Raw genomic sequence first — 25396 nt, 5'->3', positions numbered from 1 at the left:
TTCATTGAGCACCAGCGTCGGCAAGGCGGCTGAAGATACTGACGATGAGCTGCTGCTTTCACTTAACGAAGAAGAACTTTCAACAGAGCTAATAGTTGCAGAAGAAGTGGTTGCAGAACTTGTAGTTGCAACAGAAGTGCTCGACGAAGATATAGTATCCACCGAAGAGGCATCGCTGGATGACGACACGCTGCTTGAACTGCTGGTTGAGCTAATCGATGAACTGCTGGATGAATCATTGTCATCACCGCCGCAGGCCACCAGGCTAAATGACACAGCGGCCAGCGCTGCCCAGCGTGGTATTTGTTGAATGAGTTTCATATTATGTGTTCTCAAATAAGGCATGTGTTAATAAAACCAAGGCTATTTGTCGTAAATAAATGTTTTTTGGCGCGCCAAGGTTACGGCAGCCAGATGACAGAAAAACAACAAATAAATGACAGCTTGATTACACAAAAACCGAGGTGATGAGTGACCACAACCCAACAAGTAGTACTGGTGTACGACAAAGAATGCCCCGCCTGCGACAACTACTGCCGCATGGTGCGTATTCGTGAGGATATTGGTGAATTAGTGCTGTGGGATGCGCGCGAGCCAGGGCCCATTATGGATGAGATTACCGCACTGGGTTGGGATATAGATCAGGGAATGGTGGTGAAACTGGAGCAGCAACTCTATTACGGTTCCGATGCAATTTACATGCTGTCGCTGCTGAGCAGTCGCTCGGGGTTGTTTAATCGTTTGAACTATTGGCTGTTTAAATCCAAACGATTAAGCCATGTGCTTTACCCGATTCTGCGCGCACTGCGTAATTTATTATTAAAGCTATTGGGCAAAACCAAAATTAATAATTTGGGTTTTGCCAACAACGATAAGTTTTAATATCAACAAAGCAATACCAATAAACCACTACGAAGACCTACTGCAATGCAGGCATAACAAAGGGCAACAAGGTTAAGCCTGCAACAAAAATAATCGCAATCACCAACGCCATAAAACGTAGCGGTTGCGCACAAAAATGTTGCCACAGACTGGGCACCTGCCCCGCCTCCACCAACTGCGCATAATTTTGCTGCTGGCGAATCGCGCGCTCAGCTTGATAGGCGTGAATCAATTCCCGCGCTCGTTGTTCTTGTGCGCCATCTGCGAGCCAAATTGCATCCAACCCTACGCGGAAAAATCCAGCATCGGTTTCATAGTAGTTAATCTGGTGCTCGTTGAGCAGCATACGAATTTCCTGAGCTTCATCGTCAGGCACTTGCGCGAGTTTGAATAATAATCTGGCCATAATGTCCGGTTAATCTTGTTATTGACGGTGTTAAGTGCGGAGGATAACAGTTCTCTGTGTGCGGTTTATATTATCTTGCCATGTTGTGCGTTTCATTTTCTTCGCCAGAGCGACTATGATCAACCCTAACACTCAATTTGGAAGATAAGGATGACTGCGTTGCTCTTTCACATTGAACAACCTGATGCAGCCGATCCACCGTCTGGCAGGGTGCAGCTGCACCTGTGCGGGGACTGGCAACTTGGCCATACCCCCGATGGCGAAAGCCTGTGCGCCGCTATCCCTGCGGATAGCAAAACTATCACGCTCATCACCGATGAACTCAAACAGTGGGACTCCAGCCTCGCCGTTACTCTGCTGCAACTCGCGCGCTGGTGCGAACAACAGCAAATTTCGCTGGATACCAGTGCCACGCCGGAAACCCTGCAACAACTTCTCAACCTGGCTACCGCAATTCCTGCCTACCAACCCGCCACCACCGATAACAAGGCAAGTTTGCTCAGCCGATTGCAAAAAACAATTGCTGCCCAAGGGGAAGGTTTAGCGCGCACCCTGACGTTTATTGGCGATGTGAGCCTCGCGTTTATCAATTGGTTGCGTGGCAATGCCAAAACACGTAGGCAGGATATTTTCTTTTTTATCGATCAGGTTGGTCCACGCGCGCTGGCGATTGTCACCTTGATTGCATTGCTCGTGGGCATGATTCTCGCGTATTTGGGTTCAGTGCAATTACGCCAATTGGGCGCCCAGGTGTACGTGGCCGATTTGGTTGCGATTGGTATGGTGCGCGAAATGGGTGCATTGATGACCGCAGTAATTATGGCGGGGCGCACCGGTGCTGCTTATGCAGCTCAGTTGGGCACTATGCAGGTAAATGAAGAAATTGATGCGCTGAAAACCATGGGCATTTCCGCCATGGAATTTTTAGTGCTACCGCGTTTACTCGCATTGGTTTTCATTATGCCGCTGCTGTGCATTTACGCCGATGTAATCGGCATGTTTGGCGGTGCGTTAGTCGCGACCAGTATGGATGTCAATTTTAGCCAATACATTTTGCAAACCCAGGGCGCGGTGGACCTTATGGATATCATGGCCGGTTTAATTAAAAGTGTATTTTTCGGCATTTTAATTGCCATCGCCGGTTGTCAGGCCGGGATAGAGTGCGGGCGCAATTCCGATGCGGTTGGCATGGCGGCCACCAATGCCGTGGTGCGCGCCATTGTCTATTTAGTGGTCGCCGATGCAGCGTTTAATATTCTTTACGACAAGCTGGGTATTTAAGATGAATACCACTCCGTTTATTAGCGTGCGCGATCTCAGCATCGGTTATGGCAGCCGTGTAGTGCAGCAGAATTTAAATTTTGATATTGGCAAAAACGACATATTTTTTATTATCGGTGGCAGCGGCTGCGGCAAAACCACATTACTCAAACATATGATTGGCTTGATTGCACCGAGCAAAGGCCAAGTGTTATACGAAGGTGTTAATTATTATCAAGCCGATGAAGCCACACAATTAAAACTGTTGCAGAGCTGGGGCATTACTTATCAGTCGGGCGCTTTGTTTTCCAGTATGACGCTTGCTGAAAACGTCGCCCTGCCCTTGCAGTTGTATACGGACTTATCCGAAAAACAAATCGCCGAAACAGTTGCGTACAAATTATCCCTGGTCGGGCTCGCGGGTTATGAAACATTTTATCCGTCAGAAATCAGTGGCGGCATGCACAAACGTGCGGGGCTAGCTCGCGCCATCGCATTGGACCCGCAATTATTGTTTTTTGACGAACCTTCCGCAGGCCTGGACCCCATCAGCTCCTTGCGGCTGGATCAATTAATCGTGCAAATCTGTAAAGCGCTGGGCTCCACGGTAATTATCGTCTCACATGAACTGCCCAGCATTTTATCCATAGGAACCCATTGTGTAATTTTGGATGCACAAGCCAAAACCATGTTGGATTCAGGCGACCCGAAAGAATTACTCCATCACAGCCAGCACGAAAAAGTGCGTCAATTTTTGAGCCGTGCAGGAACAGCGGCAGCGGAGAAGCAATGAAAAAGAACAATTCGTTTAGGATCGGCGCTTTTATTGTCGGTGCAATACTGCTGGTATTTTTAGCTCTGCTATTCTTTTCCGGCGGTGACCTTTTTTCGCAAAAGGAGCGAGTCGTCATGTATTTTGAGGGCTCGGTTCAAGGCCTGCAGGTCGGCGCCCCCATTAAACTAAAAGGGGTAATTCTGGGCGAAATAACGGATATTCAAATTAATTTTGACAGCAACACACAAGATAACGGCAATAAAAATAATTCCGCAAAAAACATTGTCACAGCGGTAACCGGCGACTTAGCGTTAAAACGTATCAGCCGTAAGGGGAATGAGGTATCGCTGGAATTCTTTGAAGAGGCCATAGCCAATGGCTTGCGCGCGCAGCTCAACTTCCAAAGTTTTTTAACCGGCCTACTCTATGTGGAACTGGACTTTTTCCCGGACACACCTGCCACCCTCTACGGTTTCAAAAAAAATTACCTTGAGCTACCCACGGTCGCAACCGGTTTTGAAGAGCTCACTAAAAACCTGCAAGAGATTAACCTGAAAAGCTTGGTTAAAAACTTGGATCAACTAACACTGCGCCTGAGCAACATTGTAAAAAGCGGTGTAATAGAAGAAACATTGGGCAGCGTAAAATTGGCGGCTGATAGCTTCACCGAAACATCCCAAACTATGGGGCAGGATGTTAGCCAGTTAAGCAAAAATCTGAGCGATACCAGCCGTACGCTCAATACTTTATTAGCGTCACTCAACAAACAGACACCAGCCGTAGCCGATGAACTGCGAGCAAGTATGCTGCAATTACAACGAAGCCTGGTGGAGTTAGACAAAGCCTCTAATAGCGTGCACCAAAGTTTCTCTGAAGACGCGCCACTGGTAAATCAGCTTAATGACACCCTTAAAGAAATAAGCCGCTCTGCCGAGGCATTCCGTACGCTGAGCGAAACGATTGACCAACAACCTGAGGCGCTACTGCGCGGCAAACAGGTTTCGGATGAGGACGAATAATATGATGCGACATTTATTTATCATTGCATTACTCAGCAGCCTATTGCTGGGCTGCCAACAATCACCGCGCAAACAATATTATTTATTAAACGCAACGCCCCATGCAGATCAATCAGTAGCGGTTACCCAGTCGGTAGGGTTGGGGCCAATAGAAGTTGCCGATTATTTACAGCGCTCGCAATTAATTGTTAACAGCGATGCAAACAGCTTGCAGGTGTCAGATAACGCTTATTGGGGCGAACCGCTACCCAAAGGCATTACCAGAGTATTGGCGATGAATTTAATGAACCACCAACCCACTCGTGCAGTCGAATTATTCCCTTGGCGCAGCGACAGCACCCCTGCCATTAGCATTCGGATTCAGATACACGATTTACAAATTATCGACGGTTATGCGGTGATCAATGCCAGCTGGAAATTAATGGATAATCTTGCCAAAAAAACTGTGGCGCAACATCACCACATCAATAAACGCCCTTGTGAGAGCACGGCGCGGGATATTGCAGCAGCCTATAGCACATTGCTGGCAGAGCTGGGCAATGAGATAAACCAGGCACTTGTCAGCAAGGGCAAATAATCCATAGCGTGTGCAAACGCACAGATGATTTTCGCGCAAAGAGGGACACTAAGTCGCGATGAGCCCAGTGAATCCTTATTAAAAAAGGATATTAAAATGATTCCCTTTGTACAACTGAAAGAATTTTTTTATATCTTTCGTGACACCTATAACCAGTGGATCGAAAGAGAACCCTTCAGAAGCGCAGCTGTTATCGCGTTCTACACTATATTTTCAATGCCGGGGTTATTGGTCATTATCATTAATCTTGCGGGATATTTTTACGGAAAGGACGCGGTGACACGCCGGATCAGTTCAGAAATTGAAGGAATGATTGGTAGCAATACCGCTAAAGATGTTGAAGCGATAATCGCAAATGCCAGTGTCCATCATGACTTCACGTTTAGTTCCGTGGTTGGCATAGCGACTTTGATTTTTGGTGCTACCGGGGTTTTTTATCAGCTGCAACAAACCTTGAACCAAATTTGGGAGGTAAAAGCACAGCCCAAACGTAAAATACTCAAAATGGTATTGGATCGGATTTTTTCCTTCGGGCTAGTTCTCGCCGTTGGCTTTTTATTATTGGTGTCGTTAATTTTGTCTGCTTTGCTTACATTATTAAGCAATTGGGTAGCTTTTTATTTTTCCGAGACATTCAATATCGTCTTTCGTATTCTTGACCTGTCCTTATCACTGGGGGTCATTACTTTTTTATTTGCGGCGATCTTTAAATTTCTTCCCGATGCAAAAATTCCCTGGCGAGATGTTTGGACCGGGGCTTTTGTAACCGCGTTATTATTTGTGCTCGCCAAATTTGCCTTGGGCGTTTATTTTGCTCACAGCAACCCCGCCTCTGCTTATGGTGCTGCCGGCACAGTTATTTTAATCATGCTCTGGGTTTCTTACGCCGCGTTAATCCTGTTGTTTGGAGCTGAATTTACCCGCATATATGCAGACCACTGCGGTGAACGCGTTCAACCGGAAGACTTTGCAGTCTCCACCCATGAAAACACTGCTCCAGCATCCAACGGCCATAATATTCCTGCACATCAGATTACTGCCACACAACCGCCGCAAAGTATGGACCCGCATATTCATCCGTCGCCCGCTACAGATCACATTTACCCCTTGGATAAAGATATGACCCTGGAGCACAAAGCGAGTAAAGCAACCAGCGCAAGCAATACATCAATTGGCGGCGAAGAAGACCCAGGTGCGGGACTGGAATTTCTGGTGACGAGCAACAAACCCAAACAATAAAGGCATTAACATTTATTGTTTATTGGCAGCACTTATTAACGCCCTGCAATCAGTATTTGGCACATTGCCTTTTTCGATAAACGCGAGAATCGCGGCATAAGGTGTGAGCAATGCACCCAGCGCTATGGCTGCCACACCGCGCACAGCGGTTTTTTCCGGGTGAAGACCAATCCTCGGGTCTTTTAATTGCCCCGAAATAGTAATAGGTACGCGCAACGACAAGAGGCTGTTGTCTTTGGGTTTTGCATCCAGCCAGGCATTAATTTTTTCATCTTTTAAATTAATACTGACATCACCCACCAGCAATGAATCGTTGGTATCAAGCACCACTACTTCAGAGGTGAGCATTCCTTTTTTCACATCAAAATCCAATACACCGCAATTAATACGCGTCGCTTTATCCTTGCCGAAAAATAAGGGAAAGGCCTGCCCAATATCCAGATCCGAAGCCTCAATTAATAGTTGGCTGATTTCACCACCGGACATAATAAGTGTTAAGTCGCCATTGCTGGTTGCCAGTACTTCCGCAAGGGATGCCCCCTCCCCCGCGAGAGCGATTCTTCCACCAAACATACCGTCGGTGGTGGATTCAAAACGTGTGCCTTTAAAAAATTGCACCAGATTTAATTGCCGCATATTTAAATCCATGGTCATTGGCGGCACTGCGGGGTTTGCATCGATTTCAATTATGCCATCCACTGTGCCATCGGCCAGTACGAGATTGAATGGATTTAATTTTAAACTTCCATCGCGTAGATCAAACCTTATTTCCATTCCTTTAAAGGGTAAATTCGGCCCCGTTACTTGTTCGGCCTTTAGCTGTATATCCAAATCAGTTGCCAGCAGCCGTTCACGCGCAAGGGGAACATCGGGAATTAATCGTGTGGACTTAACGGCTTCACCCTCTGGATCGAGACCAATAAATCCACCCAGGTCTGCGGCATTGAGTACCGTGGACGTTAGATCCGCCGTTAAATAACCGCGCTCACCGCCAACGTCATAGGATAAATTCCCCGCTAAATCACTACTCCCTACTTGCCCTTTAAATTTATGGTAAGACCAGACATTGCCCGACTTAGTGAGTTGCCCTTTCAGGGTGTAATGCGGGGTGGGTGGCAAAGGAATTGCCGTGAGATAAAAAATATCAGCAAGGTTGGTGCCTTCTATTTCCAGCAGTGCATCCACACCGTCCAGTTGCAGTGGGTTTTGGAATCGCCCATCGACCAGCACTTTGGTCTCACCCATTTCCAGTTTAAGCCGCAGTGGAAACGACACCGATGCATCGCGTAATTGGCTAAGCGAACCGCCAGTGGCGGTAATAGTAAAATGTTTATCGCGCATTTTTCCGCTTCCGTTCAGGGTGTAACCTTTTTCAAACCCTTGATGAGAAGAGGCAGCGACTTGCTCATGTCCAGTTACTGAATCCAATTGCAAATCCAGATTCAGGCCCTTCAGGTTATCGTTAAAAACGATATGACCACGACTGATTTTTAACTGATCAATTACCGGAAATTCATAGCGGCTTCTGGCAACAATGGCGCCATCGGTATCCGCTGGTGCCAGCGCGGGAAAATTCCAATTTGCCAGATCAACTGATTTTCGCTCCAAATAAATTTCTGGTGCGACTATGTTTATTTCACTGATATCGATATGACCGCGCAGCAAACGAAGTGGCTTGAAATGCAGATCAATTAATTCAATCCGCGCCATGTCTGGCTCGCTAAAATTAGCGGCATTTTGCAAGCGAATGTTTTCAACATAAATATGGGTATAGGCCCAACGCCAGTTAACCCTGATTTCACCATCGACAGAAATTTCCCGCTCCAGTATTTGGCTTCCCTTGACCTCGATCAATGTGCGCAGCAGGGATGCGGAGAATATAATGATGCACAGCACCCCCACTACCAGCAACACCATGCTGGCAGCAACAACTCCAACTGCCGCCGCGACAAGGGGGCGCTTCCGAAGATGAACTATACGCATAAAAAATCCAAAAAAAGGTTAAGCCTAATCATCACAATAAATTGCTCTTCCAGTCTGTGCGCCGCTACACCTACACAGGCAAAACCGGTGTTACATACCTTCTCAACAAGGTGGCCAAGCGCAATTGGGGCTATGATGTAATTTCGACTCGCTACCTGAAGGAACCCTATTATGAAAGTCGCCATATTCAGTACCAAACCCTATGACCGCGAGTTTTTAACTCAAGCAAACAATGCACTACCGCAAGCCCACGAATTAATTTTTCACGAAACCCAACTTAACACTCAGTCCGCGCTACTGGCACAAAATTGCCAAGCGGTTTGCTGTTTTGTGAATGACCATGTGGATGCAACAACATTGGCGCAACTTGCCGAATTAGGCGTAAAACTGATCGCACTGCGCTGCGCCGGATTTAATCAGGTGGATTTAACTGCCGCGAAAAAACTGGGCCTGCTGGTCGCGCGTGTGGCGGACTATTCACCCCATGCCGTGGCCGAACATGCGCTGGGTTTGATGCTGATGCTCAACCGTAATTTGCATCGCGCCTATCACCGTGTACGCGAGAACGACTACTCGCTCAACGGCCTGTTAGGTTTTGATATGGTGAATAAAACCGTCGCGGTAATTGGTACCGGAAAAATCGGCGCAGTACTGGCGACGATTGTGCGCGGGCTGGGCTGCCGGGTGATCGCCTACGACCCTGAACCCAACAGCGCACTGATCGCCGCCGGTGTGGCTTATCTGCCGCTCGACCAACTCTGGCCACAAGCCGATATTATTTCCCTCCACTGCCCGCTCAACACTCATACCCATCACCTGATTAACAACAACAGCATTGCGCAAATGAAAAATGGGGTGATGTTAATTAATACCGGGCGCGGCGGTTTGATTGATACCAAAGCGGTAATTGACGGCTTAAAAAGCAAAAAAATTGGCCACCTCGGGCTGGATGTGTACGAGGAGGAAGGCGATTTATTTTTTGAAGACAACTCCAACCAGTTGTTGCAAGACGACGTATTTGCACGCCTGCTCACCTTCCCCAATGTAGTCATCACCGGCCACCAAGCCTTTTTTACCCGCGAGGCACTCACTGCCATCGCCCGCGTGACCCTGGCCAATATCACCCATGTTGAACGGGGCGAACTGACGCAGGTGTGTTTGGTGAACTGAAACACTGCCGTTTAGCCGCCCATTACACGCAAAGGAGCGCCGTCCATGCCGAACCTTGAACGTCAATTGCCACCACCGCTGGCGATATTGCACGAGTTGGCTGCCGACCTGCAGTGGAGCTGGAACCATTCCGGTGATGCCCTCTGGCACCGGCTCAACCCCGCCATATGGGAGAGCACAGGCAACCCGGTGAGTGTGTTGCAATTCACCAGTGACCAACATTTGCAACAGCTGGCGAAAGACCCGGATTTCCTCACCCACCTCGCCCAACTCGTGGCAGCGCGCCGTCGCTATTTGGACGAACCGGGTTGGTATCAGCAGCACTACAGCAATGTGCCACTCAAAGGCATCGCCTATTTCAGTATGGAATTTGGTGTATGCGATGCCCTGCCACTCTATGCAGGTGGTTTGGGCATTCTGGCGGGCGACTATTTAAAAACCGCGAGCGATTTGGGCGTGCCGCTGGTGGGTGTAGGGCTGTTGTATCAGGAAGGTTACTTTCGCCAGAGCTTTGATAACCAGGGTTGGCAGCAGCAAACCTATCTGTTTAACGACCCCGGTAGTTTACCCCTGACACCGCTGCTGGATAAGGACGGCAGCTGGATGGATGTCGCTACCAACTTTCTGTGTCGCGAAGTGCTGTTTCGGGTGTGGGTAGCCCAGGTCGGGCGCGTCAAACTTTACCTGCTGGATAGCAATCACCCCTGCAATCAACCCCGCGACCGGGGCATAACCAGCCAGCTTTACGGCGGTGGTACCGAACTGCGGCTGGTGCAGGAAATCGCGCTGGGCATTGGTGGCTGGCGCTTACTGGAGCGGCTGGGGCTGGAGATCGATATCTGCCACCTGAATGAGGGCCACGCCGCTTTTGCCACGCTGGAACGAATCCGCGCTCATTGCGTTAAGTATCAAGTCGATTTTTGGCAGGCACTTTGGGCCACGCGCAGCGGCAATTTGTTTACCACTCACACGCCTGTGGCAGCGGGGTTTGATCGCTACCCCAGTGAACTTTTGCGCCGCTATGCCGGTGAGGCCGCGCTGGAGATGGGCGTCACCATGGAGGACATACTCGCGCTAGGGCGCGCCAACCCCAAAGATGCCAGCGAGGAGTTCAACATGGCCTACCTCGCCATGCGCACCTGCGCGCGCAGCAATGGTGTGAGTGAACTGCACGGCCAAGTCAGCCAGCGTATTTTCCAGCCACTGTTTCCACGTTGGCCGCAGCGCGAAGTACCGGTCGGCCATGTGACGAATGGCGTGCATATGCCCAGTTGGGCGGCGAGCGACAGCGACGCCTTGTGGCGCCAACTCTTCGGCGACAACCCCTGGCAGCAGAACGAAACCCAACTCAACCCCGCACGCTGGCAAGAACTGAGCGACCAGACCTTGTGGCAGCTTGCCAGCACCAGCCGGGCGCGGCTGGTGGACTATGCCCGCCTGCGCTACCAGCGCCAGTGGCGCCATGAATCCAGCCAGCTGGATTGCAGCCTACCCAACCTCCACCCGCTCGACCCGAACATTCTCACCCTGGGTTTTGCCCGCCGCTTTGCCGAGTACAAACGCCCGGATTTGCTGTTGCACGACCCGGAGCGCCTGACACGTTTACTGTGCAACAGCCGCCACCCGGTGCAGCTATTGGTGGCGGGTAAAGCACACCCGGCCGACAAACTGGGCAAAGCCAAATTGCAGCGTTGGCAGGAATTTGTGCAGCGCGACGAGGTGGCCAAGCACCTGATTTTTATCGAGGATTACGATATCGCCCTCGCCCGCCATTTGGTGCAAGGGGTTGATGTATGGATCAACAACCCCCGTCGCCCCTGGGAAGCCTGCGGCACCAGCGGTATGAAAGTGCTGGTCAATGGCGGGTTAAATCTTTCATCGCTCGATGGTTGGTGGGCCGAGGCTTACGACCCGGCATACGGCTGGGCACTGGGTGATGGCGGCGAATACGGCGCGGAACAGGACGCCGCCGATGCCGAAGCGCTCTACCAATTGCTGGAACAGCAGATTATTCCCTGCTTTTACGAACGGGATGCCGAGGACATTCCCCGTCGCTGGCTGCAACTAATGCGCACCAGCATGGCGCAGCTCACTCCCCGTTTTAGCACCAATCGCATGCTGCGCGATTATCTGGACAACTACTACCTGCCCGCCGCCCGGCAGTACCAGCAGCGCATGGATAAGCAAGGCGCGCTGGCGCAGGAATTGCGCCTCTGGCAACAGCATTTGGCACGCCATTGGCATGAAATTCATCTTGGGAAACTCACGATGACCGAACGCGCGGGCAACTGGCTGGCTGAAACCCAGGTTTATTTAGGCGGTATAGCACCGGAGCAAGTGGCGATAGAAATGATCGCCGATCCGGTGGGCGAAGTGCCTGCAGAGTGCATCCGCCTGCAATTGGCTTACCCCCTAACCGGAGCGATTAATGCCTATCACTACCAAGGTGTTATTCCGCAACACCGACCAGTGAGTGATTGGAGCCTGCGCGCTATAGCCTGTCACCCTCACGCCCAAGTACCGGCAGAAAACCCGCTTATTTGCTGGGCAGATTGAGGCGACAAGGCAAAAGCCGGTTATCTGAGCTATAAACAGTGTGTTGTGATCAAATGATAAGCAGGCCGCGTAATTGGATTAGGCGGTTTTTGTGAGTTCAGTACAGGAGCTATGTGTGTCACTGGCCAAATTGATTGGATCTACCCTTTCACGTTCCTTGTCGTTCTCGCTGGCGTTTAGCCTCAGCTGCCTGGCCGCTGGCGACAACACAAAGAGTAACCAACACCCCGCGGCGGAATCAGCCGCTCCGGCAAAACAAACCATCCGTATTGCCACTGGCGAATTCGCCCCTTGGACAGGCCAACAACTGCCTGACAATGGCCATGTGAACCATATTATCGCAGCCGCGTTTGCCACCCAGGGGGTGACCGTCGAGTTTGTGTACTTACCCTGGAAACGCGCTTTTGAAGAGGCACGCTTGGGCAAATTTGACGCCACCAGCTACTGGTATGAAAACAGCGAACGGCGCGAGGCCATGCTGTTCAGCGACCCACTCATAGTCAACCGCACGGTTTTTTTCCAACGCACCAATAGCGATGCCATCCGCTGGAAGAATTTTGGGGATTTAAGCCAGTATCGGATGAGCGCCACCTTGGGCTTTACCTACACAGAGGATTTTTATCGCGCGGTTGATGCCCAGGTTATCAACCCGATTATGGTGCCCTCGGACATCCAAAATATAAAATTGCTGATGGCCGACCGGGTGGATTTGTTTGCCACCGATGAGATGTCAGGGTTTTACATGGCCGCCCAGCTGAGTATAGACCCGCGCAAACTCAAGGTAATAGAGCCCGCGCTAAGTTCACCAGAGGGTTATTTGCTGGCAAGCAAAACTCACCCCAACGCGCAGGCATTGATCAATACCTTCAACCAGGGCCTCAAACAACTGAAAAAGAATGGTAGTTACCGCAAGATTCTGGACCGCGTGGATAACAGCAGTTTTTATAACCCCACTGCTAGCCTGCGGAAAACCGAGCACTAGCAATCACACAACTAACGCCACTACCAAATATCCCAAAGCACCTGCGCAGGCACAATAAAGCAGCGCCGGTGCCAAGGTGTAGCGAATCACATCGCCCTCCCGCCCTACCAGTTTCACCACCGAAACCGCTGCCACTACGTTAAGCACACACACCAAATTGCCCGCATTGGCGCCAAGCATCTGCAGCGCCAGAATCCAATGTTCGGGCAGGTCAGCCGCTTGGGCGGCGTCCTGCTGCAAGCGCGCAAACATCATGTTGGAAAAGGTAGAGGAGCCAGCGATAAAACTACCCAAAGCACCAATAAATGGCGCCACCAGCGGCCACTGATTGGCAAAGGTGTCGGCCGCCAAAACCCCCAATTCTTTGGGCATGGCCGCCAAACCCGCACTGTTCTCGCCAGAATTGAGGAAAATGCGCACCATAGGTACCGAGGTCGCCAGCGCAATACTGGTGGGTAATAGGCGCCCGAGTGATGCTCGCCATACTTGCCCTGTAGCAACCAATGGCAGGCGATATAACAAACCAATCACCACGGCGACCAGCACAAAAATACTGCCCGGCAAATAGAGCGGCGCGACCCGCGTAGAAATTTGCGTCCCTAGCAACGCGTTAAATTCGATGCTGACTGACTGCAACAGCGCCTTAAACGGCAGCGTATCCACCCGGGTCAGCACCAATAACCCTGCTACCAACAGGTAGGGAAACCAGGCTTTGAATAAACCCATCGTTGGCAGCTGTGTAACGCCGGTGGCATGGGGCAGCAATTCATCTGTCATAACCGGCAAGCGCCAGACCTCGGTAGGCAGTAACCAGCGACGCCGTGCGGCGCCAACGACTAACAGCAATCCAACCAGAGCGCCAAGAATACTGGGGAATTCCGGCCCCAACAGGCGCAGTACGCCATAGGCAGGTAAGGTAAACGCAAGACCGGAAAACAGGGCAAAACGCCAAAGTCGCAAGCCCTCGCGCCAGCTGCGATTGGCACCAAAAAAGCGCGTCAGCATGGCCACCATTAACAGCGGGAGAAAGCTGGCGATAAACACATCCAGCGTCAAGGCACCAAGGGCAATTTGCTGCAGCCGGTCAGGCGTCGCATTCGCCAAACCCTGCCCTATGCCTACAATCACCGGCGTACCCACCGCCCCAAACGAGACTGGCGCACTATCCCCAATTAATGCCATTACCACGGCTGCCATCGGGGGAAAACCCAAAGCGACCAACAAAGGCGCACCTATCGCTGCTGGCGTTCCGAACCCGCTGGCCCCCTCCAAAAATGCACCAAATAACCAGGCGATGATAATCACCTGCACCCGGTGATCCGGCGAGATACGCGCGAACCAGTCGCAAATAACCCGAATCGCCCCCAGAGCCGTCAGGGTGTTCAGCAGCAAGATGGCCCCAAACACAATTACCAGAATGGTGAAGGCGATAATCCACCCCTCCAGTATCGATGCTGCCAATTGCACTGCAGATACCTGCCACACCCAGGCGGCAAACGCAGCGGTAATTAACAGGCTGAGCGGCATAGCGCGGGTCGCGGGCAAGCGCAGTAAAACCAGCAGGATAAACACTGACAGAATGGGTACTAGCGTGGTGAATAATTGCAACCAAGTCATTGGCGCGACCGCCGGCAAAAAATAAAAGGTGATCTCATGTGGCTATCCTAGTCCAAATGCTCAAGCGCCATTTGCGCTGTATCAAGCATAGTTGATAGGGCAAATCCGATTTACAAATCCTCACTAACCCTGCGTTTTGGCGACAGGTATAGTGCGCAGCTTGATTTATTCGCTGGAAGTTTTTACTTATGTCTGCCACCCACCCTATTGGTACAGCCCAATACCTCTCCACCCGTTTTGCGTTTTTAATTACCGGCCTCGCCATGTCGGCTTGGGCGCCGCTGATTCCATTTGTGAAAGCACGACTGGCGATTGGTGAATCCACCCTCGGTTTATTAATTCTGTGTTTTGGCGTTGGCTCACTGCTGGCGATGCCGGTCACCGGCCCACTGGTTAATCGTTACGGCTGCCGTCGGGTTATCACTACCACCTTGTTACTAATGTGTGTGAGTTTGGTCTGCCTCGCCATTTCCCCCGGTATTCCCGGTATGGCCATTAACTTATTAATTTTCGGCATGATGCTCGGTGCCACGGACGTCGCCATGAACATGCAAGCGGTAGTGGTAGAAAAAGCCAGCGGCCGCGCGATGATGTCGGGCTTCCACGGCTTTTATAGTCTGGGCGGGATCTTTGGTGCGGTGGTCATGAGCGCACTGATGTGGCTGGGTTTATCGCCCTTTCACGCCCTGCTCTGCCTTACCGCCGTGCTCTTACTGATGCTGGCCTACTGTGCAAAAGATTTATTACCAAAAAATATTAATGAAAGTACTAGCGGCGAACGCGAACCCTTTTTTGTATTACCGCGCGGCAAAGTATTACTCATCGGCAGCCTGTGTTTTGTCGCCTTCCTCGCCGAAGGTGCAGTGCTGGATTGGAGCGCTGTATTCCTCAATACATTACGCGGTATCGACCCGGTTTACGCCGGTTTGGGTTTCGCATGTTTCTCAGTCGCCATGACCATCGGCCGCTTCACCGGCGATAAAATTGTCAACGCCCTCGGCGGCACCCGGGTTGTGTTCTGGGGTGGACTCTGCGCTGCGAGTGGTTTTTTGTTAGTTGTACTTACCCCCTTTACCCCTACCGCTTTTATCGGCTTCACGCTGGTTGGCGTGGGCGCATCCAACATAGTGCCGGTGCTATTTACCGCCGCCGGCAATCAAACATCCATGCCAATGGGTTTGGCGATTGCTGCCGTGGTCAGCATGGGTTACGCAGGGTTATTAGCGGGGCCAGCGGTGATTGGTTTTATCGCTGAGTTAAGCAGTTTGAACGTGTCATTCGGGATTGTAGCGCTTGGTTTATTGGCGCTGGCGATGTCGGCCAAAAAAGCGACTCACAAATAATTTACACCGACATTATCTGATCCAATAAAAAACGCGGCGATAATTTTATCGCCGCGTTTTTTGTCACCAGCTTGCTTACCAAAAGAAGTTATGCACTGACCTATCTTGAAAACACCACCGTCTTGGTGCCATTCAACAACACGCGATGTTCCGCATGCCAGCGCACCGCGCGGTTCAACACTACCGCTTCAATATCGCGCCCGATCTCTGCCATTTCATCCGGTGAATTTACGTGGGACACACGCTCTACCGACTGCTCGATAATCGGGCCTTCATCCAAATCAGCCGTGACAAAATGCGCGGTAGCGCCGATGAGTTTTACCCCACGCTCAAACGCTTGGTGATACGGTTTTGCGCCTTTAAAACCGGGCAGAAATGAGTGGTGGATATTGATCGCGCGGCCATTTAATTTGCGGCACAAATCGTCAGAAAGAATTTGCATGTAGCGCGCGAGCACTAAAAATTCGGCTTGCAAATCCTGCATTAATTGCCACAGCTGCGCCTCTTGCTGCACTTTGGTGTCGGCGGTGATGGGTAAATAATGAAATGGCAATTGATACCATTCCGTTAAATCGCGCATCACATTGTGGTTGGACACTACACCCACAATATCAATCGGCAGCGAACCGTTTTTCCAACTGTTCAGCAGTGCGTTCAAACAGTGCCCCCATTGGGAAACCGCAATTAGCACACGCGGCTTGGTGTGGCTATCAAAAATATTCCAATCCATTTGGAACTGCTCGCCCAGCGGCTTAAACAGCGAGCGAATCTGCCCCAGGTTGTAACCCACCGGGCACTCAAATACGGTGCGCATAAAAAAGCGGTTGCTTTGCACATCTTCAAATTGCGAAGACTCTTTAATATTAAAACCCAAGGTCGCAAATAAAGTGGCCACAGCGGCCACCAAGCCTTTGGAATCCTGACAACTAAATGTTAAAACGATTTCCTTAACAGCAGACATGTGATTTCTCTTTATCAAATTCAATTTAAAAATGTAGTCATCAATAGTGATAACGGCATTGCACCACAATTATCATTTCATTTTCAACGCGATAAACCAGTCGATGTTCGCGATCAATTCGCCGCGACCAATATCCTGACCAGTGGTGTTTAAGCGGTTCAGGGTCACCTATTCCGATAAAGGGCTGACGTTGAATTTCTTTGATTAGGGTATTGATGCGCTTCAGTGTTTTTTGATCCGTTTGTTGCCAGTAAAGATAATCTTCCCAGGCATTATCCGCCCACGCCAATATCATTCCTCAATCAACCCCCGCTGCGTCGCCTTCCCTGCGGCCACCTGGTTAATTGCATCATTCAGCCGCGCGGCATTTTTCGGGCTAGCCATCAAATACGCGGTTTCTTCGTAGGCCTGAAAATCTTCCAAGCTAATCACCACCGCTGGCTTCCCATTCTGACGGGTAATCAGCACCGGCTTGTGATCGTCGTTCACCTTGTCTAGCACACTGGCCAGATCATTGCGAAACGCGGTATAGCTCATAGTATCCATAGGTCGTCTCCCCAATAGGATCTGTAAAGACCTCATGCTACCTGTACTTATTTCTGTACGCAACTTGCAATAGGAACTGATTGTCAGGAGTTTTAATTAAATCATGCAAATGGGATAAAGATCTAAACCCGCCAGACTTAATCGAAACACTGAAACTGTGAGCAAATTATCTCAATAGCGAGCAATAATTCGGCCACAACGATTGGTTGAAGTATAAAATCAACCACCCTTAAATTATGGAGGATTAACGTTGAGCAATATTAATAAGAAGAACCTTCTTTACATGGCAGCCTTTTTACTAGGCGGCTGTATAAACGAGCACAATATAGCTAGCGAAATTAAAAATGAGGTGGGCAGCACAGCAAAAATACTGGTGCCCAAAACATGCAATATACCCACGGATGCATTCAAAAAGTTACCCACTGAGGTGCTTGATGGAACAGATGTGGTAGAAATTAGCAGTTTTAAAAGCTCTACCATTTCAGGTTCACATTTTCATACTGAGATGGGTGGCTCCACTATAAAAATTGACGTTCAAACATTAACAGATCAGTACCAGATAACGCGACTCTACAAAGAACCCGACCTTCAAGATATGACCTCGAATTACAAGAACTTATGTATAAATGCAGAGCATCTATACGGTGAACATGTTCGCGGTGTTTTTACTGAAAAAGGGATTTTGTGGTTGGAGCTGAAGTCTGACGTCGAATTTATTTCACCTGACATGTGGATTTATTTGGAAAAAAACTGACTACTGGGAAAAATTTAAAAAAGGAAATTATCTATGACACAAAAAACATTACGCAAGGGATCACAAGGAAAATCAGTTGAAAACCTACAAAAATTGCTCAATGCATTTAATGAGAATACCTTTTTAACTGTAGATGGTGATTTTGGTTCAGCAACATTAAAGGCACTTAAGCATTTTCAGGAAAATGCCGGACTAACGGCTGATGGCGTGGTTGGCCCAAAAACATGGCATGCGCTGTCCCTAGGTGCACCATATGCAACAACCAAATTAGCAACTGTCAGCACCCCATCCTCTAGCGCTTCTTCGCCACAGGGATTACTGGCTGAAATCGCAGCAAAATATATTGGTGTGAAGGAGACAGGAAATAATAAAGCCGGAGATAGCCAAGAACTTCTGGCAATTTTTAAGTCAGACTCACTGACGATAAATGGTGCTACAGATGGCTATCCTTGGTGCGCCGCTTTTGTATCATTTTGCGTGCAGAAACTACTAAACAACTCCCCTTTCTTTTTGACAACACAACCCCCAAAAGAAGCATCAGTGAGTCGGTTTTTGAACATCTGGGCGAAAAATAATAACTGCTTAATTTTCCCAAGAAACTCAGAGTTTTTCACACCTCAGAAAGGTGATATTGTGGTTTTCACTTTTTCGCACATAGGAATAGTGGAAAGTGTTAGCGGAAGAATGGTTACCACCATTGAAGGCAACACTAATGATGCAGGAAGTAGAGAGGGCTCTGTTGTAGCAAGAAAGATTCGTGTTAATTCCATCATCAAGTCATATATACGGTTACCACTTTCAACAGCAGCCAGTGCTGCTCGCATTACCGAAATTTCACGAATATGCTGAAAGCCTAATCAGAGTCAAAGCAATACTTGCTTTGACTCTTACATCACAAAATCCACGCCGCAGCTTACACTTTGTAAGCTGCCAATTGCTGTTGAATGTCCTCGGATAATTGCGATAGGGCTTCCGATGCGCGCAATGTCTCTTGCGCTCGTGTCTGGCTCTGGTCGCCAGCAGTATTGATGTTGGTAATATTTTTATTGATATCTTCCGCGACATGGCTTTGCTGCACTACGGCGTGTGAAATTTCACTGTTCAGGTCGTTTAGATCAGACACACTGCGCAATACTGCTTTGATGGATTCACCCGAACTTTGCGCACCAGTGACATTCAACCGCATCATTTCATCCGCTAAACGCATTTGTTCAATGGCGCGCTCGGAATTGCTTTGAAAACGTTTCACCATGTTATCCACCTCGGCGGTAGAGGCTTGTGTGCGGCTGGCTAATGAGCGCACTTCATCGGCAACCACGGCAAAACCTCGGCCTTGCTCCCCAGCCCGGGCAGCTTCAATCGCGGCATTCAAGGCAAGTAAATTAGTCTGCTCGGCAATTGAGCGAATTACATTCAGCACCGAGCCAATTTCATTGCTGGTATCAGCCAACTCTGCAATGACTTTTGCGGCGCTATCAATGTTTCCTGCCAGGGTTTCGGTCGACGCAATGGTATCTGACAAAACCTTGTAGCCCTGCTCGGCATCTTTATTGGTCGTTAGTGTTGCAGTTGCGACGCTGGCTGCATTGCGTGCAACTTCCTGCGCGGTGGTGGACATTTCATGTATAGCGGCGGCAATACCGTCTATGTCGCGCGCTTGGGTATTAATTGCTTCAGTGGATTGCACCGCGATTGATTTTAAATGCCGCGCCGCTTGCGATAATTGGTGGGTTGCACTGGCGACTGATTTGATTGTGTTTTGCAGCCGATCAAGCAGTGAATCAAACCCTTTGGCCAACTCGCCGATTTCATCATCGCGCACTACATTAAAACGCAGGGTCAGATCGCCTTCGCCGTCGACAATATCGTGTAGCCGTTTAGTGGTTTGGCGTAGCGGCGTTACGACAACTTTTTGAATAAGCAAATAAACGATAACCAAAAACACCAAGCCAATTGCAATAATCAACGCGGTCAAGAGATAGGAAACTTTACGCACCATGGCTTGAATTTCCTGGGTGGAATAGACCGTAATAATTTCATAGCCCCAGGCATCAAAACGGGTAGTTTGCAGATGCCAATCGGTACCGGGATCGGCAAGGATTTTGTCGATAGCGTCTTTGGATAGATTGTCTGAATGGACTCGTGTCGCGCCGGTATTATCGCGAATGACCACAAACCCCTCTTCCAATACGCGACTGGACGCAATAGCTGAAAATAAATCATTCAAGTCCGCTTTGTAGCCCACATACCAAACACCAATAATATCGCCGCTCTGGTTAGTGATAGGTTCATAACCGGTAAGGTATGGGCTGCCGAGAATATCAACCACACCATAAAACGCAGTGCCCTGCTGAATATTTTTAATGGCCGCCCCTTGCGGAGCCAGGATAGTGCCAACGGCGCGTCCGGTTGGTGTCATTACATTGGTGGAAATTCTTACGTACTCATTATTGTCGCGCGCAAATATTGTGGCTGTCCCGCCCATAATTTTGGTGGTTCTATCCACCAGATCAAACTGATTGGCAATGGCCGTGTCGCCGAGCAAAAGATTATTCGTTTCGCGTTCATTAACGACTACCCGTTCACCCAGCTGTGGTTCACCCAGCTCACCGCCGTACTCACGCAACAGCTGCATGCTACTTTTTACACGCTCCATCATTATGTTGTTGGTAACAGTGAGCAGACGTATCGCTTCGCGGCTAATGCTGTTGCTTTCATTGACGGCACGCTGTTGAGCCAACTCGCGCTGATGGTGATATACCAGAAGAACAGCAGACACCACACCCAACAGCAAAATGGCGGTCAGGGCATACATAAATTTTTTAGCAATCGACATATAAAACTCCAATTATTTCAAAGCGTAACGAGCCTTCGTTAGCCCTTGCCAAATTGCTAGCAAGATAGATGCCCAGCACCCTTACTATTGGCGATAGCAACCCACTTATCTTGTTTATGATAGTTGATCTGGAAAAAGCAGCGCGTATTAGCCCTGAAATTCTCCGCTGAGCATGGTGCGCGCTTTGCCGCGCAACAGAACGCGCTCGCCTTGCCAATCGAGAGTTAACAATCCGCCACGCGGCGATGCTTGTTGCGCGCGCAGATGGGTTTTCCCTAGGCGATGTCCCCAGTAACAAGCGAGTAAGCAATGTGCAGAACCAGTGACGGGATCTTCGTTAATGCCGACCTTGGGTGCAAAAAAGCGCGAGACCATATCCAACCCTGAACCTGCATCACCCGGTGCGGTGAGGATTAATCCGCGCGAGGTAAACGAGGCAATCTGCTCCGCATTGGGTACAAAATTACGGACAGCGTCGGCGGAATCCACCACGGCGATAAGATCGTCACGCCCCTGCCCAAACCACTGCGGTTGATCACCTAATAATTGCAACAGCACGGTAGGAACCTCGGCGATGAACTGCGGGAAGTCGGACGGGAAATCGAGTTGGATTTCATCGCCAATTCTTGTCGCCGCAAGGCGGCCACTGAGGGTGTGGAATTCCAAGGTCGCGACGGTTTCTCCGGCGTGCAGCCATAACGCATGGGCGGCAGCGAGCGTTGCATGGCCACACAGGCTTACCTCTACCTGCGGCGTAAACCAGCGCAGGTCCCAACTGCCATCGGCACGCTTATGCACAAATGCCGTTTCCGCCTGATTCATTTCCAGTGCGACATTTTGCATCCAACCGGCGGGCGGCTCTTTATCCACAATACAAACGCCAGCGGGGTTGCCGCTAAAGGGTTGGTCGACGAAGGCATCAACTAAATACATGGGGTAACTCATAGCGAATCTCCTGCGCGTGAGTATGGAGTAACAAAGCCGAGTGCAGCTTGGTGAGTTTGGCGAGCCTATTGTAAATTTGTTACTCTGAAAACCTCTTCGATATCAAAGCAGTAGACTCCCTATGGAACCCATTATTATTTTGGTCGCTTTTGCCGGCGGCTTGGCAGCGTCGTTTTTGCGATTGCCGCCATTAACCGGCTTTTTAGTGGCCGGTTTTGCCCTGAATTTCATGGGCTATGAATTGAATGACAACATTCAATTTATCGCTGATTTGGGAGTCACCCTGCTGCTGTTCACTATCGGGTTAAAGCTGGATGTCCGCTCGCTGTTGAAGGCCGAAATATGGGGTGGTGCCACCCTGCATATGCTGCTCACCACCGCAGGTATTGCGCTACTTTTTATGACGCTAAAAATGCTGGGTTTAACCGCACTCCTCAGCAATATGGAGTGGAGCAGTTTTGTACTGATTGGGTTTGCACTGTCCTTCTCCAGTACCGTATTTGTGGTGAAAATGCTGGAGGAGCGCAGCGAAAGCCAATCCATTTATGGCCGTATCGCCATTGGTGTATTGGTGATGCAAGATATTTTCGCGGTGATTTTTTTAAGCGCCTCTACCGGCAAAATTCCCAGTGTGTGGGCATTTTTACTGCTTGGTTTGATTCCACTGGCACCGATCTTACGCCGCCTGCTGGATCGCCTGGGGCATGGCGAAATGCAGGTGTTGTTTGGCTTTTTATTATCGCTAGTGATTGGCTATGCGCTGTTTGAGGCGCTGGGAGTAAAAGGTGATTTGGGTGCACTACTGATAGGCATGCTGCTCTCTACCCATCGGGCAGCACCGGGTTTGGCTAAATCCCTCTTTAATATCAAAGAGCTGTTTCTGGTGGCGTTTTTTCTCAGCATCGGCCTGATGGCAGACCCAAGCTGGGATCACCTTGCCTGGGCCTTTGCGTTGCAATTGTTGCTACCGCTGCAAGTCGTGTTATTTATGCTGTTACTGCCCCGCTTTCGCCTGCGGTTGCGCACCAGCTTTCTCACTAGCCTTGGCTTGGGTAATTACTCGGAGTTCAGTTTGATTGTGGCCAGCCTCGCTGTTACTGCCGGTTGGTTAGCCATAGATTGGCTGGTGATTATTGCCCTTGCGGTATCACTGAGTTTTGTATTTTCGGCTATCGCCAATGCCTACAGCGAGCGTCTGTATCAGTACTTTGTTGCCAAGCGCCCCGACCTGCCAGCAGAAAAACTGCGCCCGCAGGATCGCCCACTGTATTTGGGCGATGCCCAGGCGATTGTGTTTGGTATGGGCCGTATTGGCCGCGGGGCTTACCAGCGGCTGCAGGAGAAATACAACCTGCGAGTGCTGGGCGTGGACAATAATCCATTGCGCATTGAGCACTTACACAAAGTTTCCGACATGTGCCTGGCAGAGGGCGATGCCTCTGACTCGGACTTTTGGGACAAGCTGGTCAACACCGACCAGATCCAGCTGATTGTATTGGCCATGCCCTATCACCAAGGTAACGTGTTTGCATTGAAACAACTGCAACACCGCCGCTTCAAGGGCAAAATCGCCGCCATAGTGCAATACGAAGAAGAAGTAGAAATACTGCGCAGCCTGGGAGCCAACGCCATTTTTTACGTTTACGATGGCGCAGGCCAAGCACTCGCAGACAGCGCGATGCATGAGTTATTGTCCATGCCACCGGCGCACACTGCTGTAGATCCAGTTACCGTTTAATTAAAAAGAAAGGGATAGATGAAACCATGGCTAAACACTATCGCCCCTGCGTACTTTGGTTTACCGGTTTGAGTGGCGCCGGAAAATCCACTACCGCTGCAGCGCTACAAACCCAACTAACCGAATTAGGGTGCAATACGTATTTGCTGGATGGCGATTTGCTTCGTCAGGGGCTTTGCAAAGATTTGGGCTTTAGCGAAGAAGACCGCGCTGAAAACTTACGCCGCATTGGTGAGGTAGCGCGGTTAATGGTGGATGCAGGTTTGCTGGTGATTTGCGCCACCATTTCCCCGTTTGAAAAAACCCGGCGCGAATTGCGGGCGCGTTTTGCACCAGGTGATTTTCTTGAAGTATTTATCGATGCACCTTTAAGTGTATGTGAGGCGCGTGACCCTAAAGGGCTATACCGCAAAGTGCGTGAAGGTAAAATTGCACAATTTACCGGTATAGATTCCGCCTATGATCGGCCAACTGATGCGGATATTCATCTGCACACTGACCAAATGAACCCTGAGCAATGCGTTGCACAAATTGTTCAGTATTTACAAACCAATCACTATCTAGCGGTCAAGTAGCCATAAAAAACGACAAGGATTTTCTTAGTGACACCTTGTCATTCCACTTGGGCAATTTATCTATGCAAAACCCTCTGTTTGATGGTTCAGAGATCGCCACCGTAAAACAGACCAAAAAGTCAACCAAAGCGATTGCGCCGGTGAATCCTGATCCAGAATGGATAGCACTTGCAGATACGCTGCCCGCGAAGGTGCGGCTCGGTACATCATCCTGGAATTATCCCGGCTGGAATGGACTAGTGTGGAATGGTGATTACACCGAATCAAACTTATCGCGTTATGGACTGGCAGCTTATGGCCAGCATCCGCTGTTTCGCACAGTCAGTATCGACCGCAGTTTTTATCGCCCACTTAACCTTGCCCAGTTCGCGCAATATGCCTCACAAGTAGGCAATGATTTTCGTTTTGTGGTGAAAGCCCCAAGTTTGGTTACCGATGCGTTGGTGCGCGATGAAAGCGGTCGCGGCAGGCGCGCCAATGCCAATTTCTTAAACGCCGCAGATGCTGTGCAATTATTTGCGGAGCCGGCACTACAAGGTCTGCAACACAAATTAGGTGCACTGGTTTTTCAGATCAGCCCCCTGCCCGCTCACTGGCTCGCACAGATGCCTAAATTAATAGACCGTTTGCACCTATTATTAAAATCCATTCCCGATTTAAAAAGCATCGCCCCTGATGGCGTTGTCGCCGTTGAAGTGCGCGACCCGCAGTGGTTAACACCGCAATTTGTGGCGGCATTACGCGATACCGGCGCGACTTATTGCATGGGTTTACATGCAAAAATGCCGCATATTAGCGAGCAACTTCCCATTTTGCGTGCGCTCTGGCCCGGGCCATTTGTCTGTCGCTGGAATTTAAACCCGGTGCATGGCGCATTTGGTTATGAAGATGCCAAAGATGCCTATGAGCCTTACGACAAGATCATCGACCCGGACATAGAAACACGCATGGCGCTGGCAAAAGTAATTAGCGGAACAGCAAGTGGTGGGCAGAATGTATTTGTCACACTCAGCAATAAAGCAGAAGGCTCCGCGCCCTTATCGGTAATCGAATTGGCGCGGGCCCTTAAAGGAAATAGTTAGTGCAAGTTCAGGCTTATCACCAGCTAAAACCGCAAACGCCCCGATAACGAATACATGTCCGCTACCTGATCCGCCAGGTAGATACGTCTTACACTCAACCCGTAGGACAGGTTTTTGGTCAGCCCTAAATCCAACCGAATACCCGCCAGC

24 protein-coding genes are annotated in these 25396 nt (G+C 49.8%); 16 read left to right on the top strand and 8 right to left on the bottom strand.

Going from position 1 to position 25396, the window contains the following annotated elements:
* Positions 1-4: 4 nt before the first annotated feature.
* Together O59_RS21805 and O59_RS05340 are read left to right on the top strand one after the other, a co-directional pair.
* Positions 5-310, top strand: coding sequence for a hypothetical protein (locus tag O59_RS21805; protein ID WP_198284762.1), 306 nt, complete (start codon positions 5-7; stop codon positions 308-310).
* 161 nt (positions 311-471) lie between these two features.
* Positions 472-882, top strand: coding sequence for a DCC1-like thiol-disulfide oxidoreductase family protein (locus tag O59_RS05340; RefSeq protein WP_040391567.1), 411 nt, complete (start codon positions 472-474; stop codon positions 880-882).
* 37 nt (positions 883-919) lie between these two features.
* On the opposite strand, the gene O59_RS05335 is transcribed toward O59_RS05340, so the two are convergent.
* A complete protein-coding gene (locus O59_RS05335; protein WP_007640338.1) occupies positions 920-1288 on the bottom strand; it encodes a DUF6164 family protein in 369 nt (122 codons plus the stop codon).
* Positions 1289-1438: 150 nt separating this feature from the next.
* Between O59_RS05335 and O59_RS05330 the strand changes: the two genes are divergently transcribed.
* The 5 genes from O59_RS05330 (at position 1439) to O59_RS05310 (ending at position 6158) form a co-directional block, all read left to right on the top strand.
* Complete coding sequence (locus O59_RS05330; RefSeq protein WP_007640337.1) at positions 1439-2569, top strand: ABC transporter permease; 1131 nt, start codon at positions 1439-1441, stop codon at positions 2567-2569.
* Position 2570: 1 nt separating this feature from the next.
* Positions 2571-3341 carry an ABC transporter ATP-binding protein gene (locus O59_RS05325; protein ID WP_007640335.1) on the top strand — a complete coding sequence of 257 codons (771 nt, stop codon included), beginning with the start codon at positions 2571-2573 and terminating at the stop codon, positions 3339-3341.
* Positions 3338-4342 (top strand): MlaD family protein, encoded by a 1005-nt coding sequence (locus O59_RS05320; RefSeq protein WP_007640333.1) that lies wholly within the window; start codon positions 3338-3340, stop codon positions 4340-4342. The genes O59_RS05325 and O59_RS05320 overlap by 4 nt, the downstream gene beginning before the upstream one ends.
* A 1-nt stretch (position 4343) precedes the next feature.
* Positions 4344-4919 carry a membrane integrity-associated transporter subunit PqiC gene (locus tag O59_RS05315; RefSeq protein ID WP_007640331.1) on the top strand — a complete coding sequence of 192 codons (576 nt, stop codon included), beginning with the start codon at positions 4344-4346 and terminating at the stop codon, positions 4917-4919.
* Between the two features lie 96 nt (positions 4920-5015).
* Positions 5016-6158: a YihY/virulence factor BrkB family protein gene (locus tag O59_RS05310; RefSeq protein WP_157152489.1), complete on the top strand. Its 1143-nt coding sequence runs from the start codon at positions 5016-5018 to the stop codon at positions 6156-6158.
* A 12-nt stretch (positions 6159-6170) separates the two neighbouring features.
* Here the strand turns inward: O59_RS05310 and O59_RS05305 are convergent, their stop codons facing one another.
* Complete coding sequence (locus tag O59_RS05305; protein WP_081489653.1) at positions 6171-8141, bottom strand: AsmA family protein; 1971 nt, start codon at positions 8139-8141, stop codon at positions 6171-6173.
* Positions 8142-8312: 171 nt separating this feature from the next.
* Here O59_RS05305 and O59_RS05295 point away from each other — a divergent pair, with 171 nt between their 5' ends.
* The 3 genes from O59_RS05295 to O59_RS05285 all read left to right on the top strand — a co-directional run bounded on the left by O59_RS05295 (position 8313) and on the right by O59_RS05285 (position 12849).
* Positions 8313-9311: a 2-hydroxyacid dehydrogenase gene (locus O59_RS05295; protein ID WP_007640324.1), complete on the top strand. Its 999-nt coding sequence runs from the start codon at positions 8313-8315 to the stop codon at positions 9309-9311.
* Positions 9312-9356: 45 nt separating this feature from the next.
* Complete coding sequence (gene glgP / locus O59_RS05290; protein ID WP_007640322.1) at positions 9357-11867, top strand: alpha-glucan family phosphorylase; 2511 nt, start codon at positions 9357-9359, stop codon at positions 11865-11867.
* Between the two features lie 115 nt (positions 11868-11982).
* Positions 11983-12849, top strand: a complete 867-nt coding sequence (locus O59_RS05285; protein WP_007640320.1) for an ABC transporter substrate-binding protein — start codon at positions 11983-11985, stop codon at positions 12847-12849.
* A 3-nt stretch (positions 12850-12852) separates the two neighbouring features.
* Here O59_RS05285 and O59_RS05280 read toward each other — a convergent pair whose 3' ends face one another.
* Complete coding sequence (locus O59_RS05280) at positions 12853-14466, bottom strand: L-lactate permease (RefSeq protein ID WP_007640318.1); 1614 nt, start codon at positions 14464-14466, stop codon at positions 12853-12855.
* 188 nt (positions 14467-14654) lie between these two features.
* On the opposite strand from O59_RS05280, the gene O59_RS05275 reads away from it, so the two are divergent.
* Complete coding sequence (locus O59_RS05275) at positions 14655-15809, top strand: MFS transporter (protein ID WP_007640316.1); 1155 nt, start codon at positions 14655-14657, stop codon at positions 15807-15809.
* A gap of 100 nt (positions 15810-15909) precedes the next feature.
* On the opposite strand, the gene purU is transcribed toward O59_RS05275, so the two are convergent.
* From purU to O59_RS05260, 3 genes are read right to left on the bottom strand one after another with little or no spacing between them, the layout of a single operon-like run.
* Positions 15910-16770, bottom strand: coding sequence for a formyltetrahydrofolate deformylase (gene purU, locus O59_RS05270; RefSeq protein ID WP_007640314.1), 861 nt, complete (start codon positions 16768-16770; stop codon positions 15910-15912).
* Between the two features lie 40 nt (positions 16771-16810).
* Positions 16811-17065: a Txe/YoeB family addiction module toxin gene (locus O59_RS05265; protein WP_007640312.1), complete on the bottom strand. Its 255-nt coding sequence runs from the start codon at positions 17063-17065 to the stop codon at positions 16811-16813.
* Positions 17062-17316, bottom strand: a complete 255-nt coding sequence (locus O59_RS05260) for a type II toxin-antitoxin system Phd/YefM family antitoxin (protein ID WP_040391565.1) — start codon at positions 17314-17316, stop codon at positions 17062-17064. Before O59_RS05260 ends, O59_RS05265 begins: the two co-directional genes overlap by 4 nt.
* 250 nt (positions 17317-17566) lie before the next feature.
* Between O59_RS05260 and O59_RS05255 the strand changes: the two genes are divergently transcribed.
* Positions 17567-18070: a hypothetical protein gene (locus tag O59_RS05255; RefSeq protein WP_157152488.1), complete on the top strand. Its 504-nt coding sequence runs from the start codon at positions 17567-17569 to the stop codon at positions 18068-18070.
* 33 nt (positions 18071-18103) lie between these two features.
* Entirely contained in the window at positions 18104-18919 is an 816-nt protein-coding gene (locus O59_RS05250; RefSeq protein WP_007640306.1) for a peptidoglycan-binding protein, read from the top strand.
* A 64-nt stretch (positions 18920-18983) separates the two neighbouring features.
* On the opposite strand, the gene O59_RS05245 is transcribed toward O59_RS05250, so the two are convergent.
* Both O59_RS05245 and O59_RS05240 read right to left on the bottom strand, forming a co-directional pair.
* Positions 18984-20906 (bottom strand): methyl-accepting chemotaxis protein, encoded by a 1923-nt coding sequence (locus O59_RS05245; protein ID WP_040391563.1) that lies wholly within the window; start codon positions 20904-20906, stop codon positions 18984-18986.
* Positions 20907-21053: 147 nt separating this feature from the next.
* Complete coding sequence (locus O59_RS05240) at positions 21054-21851, bottom strand: PhzF family phenazine biosynthesis protein (RefSeq protein ID WP_007640301.1); 798 nt, start codon at positions 21849-21851, stop codon at positions 21054-21056.
* A gap of 121 nt (positions 21852-21972) precedes the next feature.
* On the opposite strand from O59_RS05240, the gene O59_RS05235 reads away from it, so the two are divergent.
* From O59_RS05235 to O59_RS05225, 3 genes are all read left to right on the top strand, one after another.
* Entirely contained in the window at positions 21973-23589 is a 1617-nt protein-coding gene (locus O59_RS05235) for a cation:proton antiporter family protein (RefSeq protein WP_007640299.1), read from the top strand.
* A 26-nt stretch (positions 23590-23615) separates the two neighbouring features.
* Positions 23616-24164, top strand: coding sequence for an adenylyl-sulfate kinase (gene cysC / locus O59_RS05230; protein WP_007640297.1), 549 nt, complete (start codon positions 23616-23618; stop codon positions 24162-24164).
* Positions 24165-24226: 62 nt separating this feature from the next.
* The gene (locus O59_RS05225) at positions 24227-25246 is read left to right on the top strand and encodes a DUF72 domain-containing protein (protein WP_007640290.1); all 1020 of its coding nucleotides are present in this window, start codon (positions 24227-24229) and stop codon (positions 25244-25246) included.
* The last annotated feature ends 150 nt before the right edge of the window (positions 25247-25396 follow it).

It is taken from the genome of Cellvibrio sp. BR (assembly GCF_000263355.1).
Lineage (GTDB): Bacteria > Pseudomonadota > Gammaproteobacteria > Pseudomonadales > Cellvibrionaceae > Cellvibrio.
This window is presented reverse-complemented; position numbering and strand designations above follow the sequence as displayed.